Annotated in this window: 1 protein-coding gene; it reads right to left on the minus strand. The window is 69.7% G+C overall.

Annotation, left to right across the window (positions count from 1 at the left end; translation table 11 throughout):
- Window positions 1-1,454: plasmid pRiA4b ORF-3 family protein (locus FCN22_RS21410; RefSeq protein WP_238384900.1), on the minus strand; the 1,454-nt coding region annotated here is incomplete at its 3' end.
- Window positions 1,455-1,505: the final 51 nt, after the last annotated feature.

Below are 1,505 nucleotides of genomic sequence, written 5' to 3' on the forward strand. Positions count from 1 at the left end.
CCGCGGCGGATGACGGCGCGGGCGGTGGTCGCTGTCGCAAAGTCGGTTCCCGTGACGTTCCAGCCGGTGCGTGCTGCTCCGGCCAGCTCGCTCAGCACGTCGAGTGTCGGGCTGTGGGCGGGCGGAGTTGAGTGCCGGTCTGACCCGCTGCGCCAGCCGAGCGCGAAGAGCAGATCGCTGATCTGGCTGCGCCACTCCTGCGCCGGTACGCCGCTGCCGGCCACGGCAAGGGCCATCCAGCCGGCTTGGCGATCGGCGTCGTTGGTGCCCAGCGGAAGGCGTTTGACGATGTGCTGCCACAGCGCCTGCGGATCTTGCCGGCAGCGGTTGCCGGCTGCGGTCGGTGTGAGACGGCCCTTGCGGACGGTGACTAGACCAAGGGAACGAGCGGCATCGCGGACACCAGCAACCGGTGGCGTCAAATCCTCGCGGTTGGCCTTGCCGATCCACCACCTGGTGATACCACTGCCTTCGGCGAAGTGCTCGACCACCGCGGGCGGTAGGTAGCCTGCCCCGGTGAGGGAGACCCCGTCGCCGATGACGTCGAGGAAGACCTGGTAGGTCTGGGTCAGCCGGGCGGCCTCGGCGGCGGTGACCTCGGTCGGTCCGTGCGAGAGCGGTCGGCCCAGCACCTCCCGCAACAGCCGGATGCCGCGACGCTCCAGCTGCCCGGCGAGCTCGGCGAGCTCGTCGGTCACCGCGACGGGCTCGGCGACCCCGACCGCGAGGGCGGCTCGGGTCTCCTCGATGTCGAAGTGGTCGGGGTGCCACTCCAGGGGCAGCCAGCCGTGAGCATGCGCGGCATCGTCGAAGACCTCGGGAAGGAGCGAGTCGTCGTACCCGCTGCGCACCCAGGCAGCCAGCTCCTCGTAGCCGCCGAGCCCTCCGCAGTCCTCGGGCGGGCAGGCCATCCGGCCCCCCATGCAGCGCACCGAGGCCGGCGGCTCGTCCAAGACTGCCTCGACGCGAAGGACGTGGTCCCAGCCGTCCCCGAAGTCGTACTCGTACCAGAGATGATCTCCCTCGGCTGCCACCGTTTGGTCGAGCCGGATGTCGTCCTCGAGCACGCCGTCCTCACCCTCGTCGACGTCGAACGCAGTGATGAAGTACGGCGAGCGATGGTCGCCGCCGGTCCGGAACCGGTGCAGGTGCGTGTCGGTCCACCCCATCGCCGCCTGGATCACCTCATGCAGCCGGGGCAGCGTGAGGTCGCCGGGCAGTTCGAGCCGCCTCCACACCGGCGGCTTCGCCCCCCGCAGGTCCAGGCGAACGCGGTACCCGCGTACCTCGGCCGAGACCGGGTGCAGCGTCGGTTCCTGGTCGGCCTGCAACTTCTCGAAGATGCTCGAGACCTGTCCGCCAAGAAGTGCCTCGAGCAAGGCCTGGTTCTCCTCGGGGCTGTGCCCAGCCATCAGCCGCTTCACCATCTCCTGGACGTCGCGCGGTTCGGCCACGGCGGATAGTCAATCACTCTCGACTCAGCGTTCCACTTCCACCACCCCAGT

The sequence above is a fragment of the Segeticoccus rhizosphaerae genome, from assembly GCF_005222685.1.
Lineage (GTDB): Bacteria > Actinomycetota > Actinomycetes > Actinomycetales > Dermatophilaceae > Segeticoccus > Segeticoccus rhizosphaerae.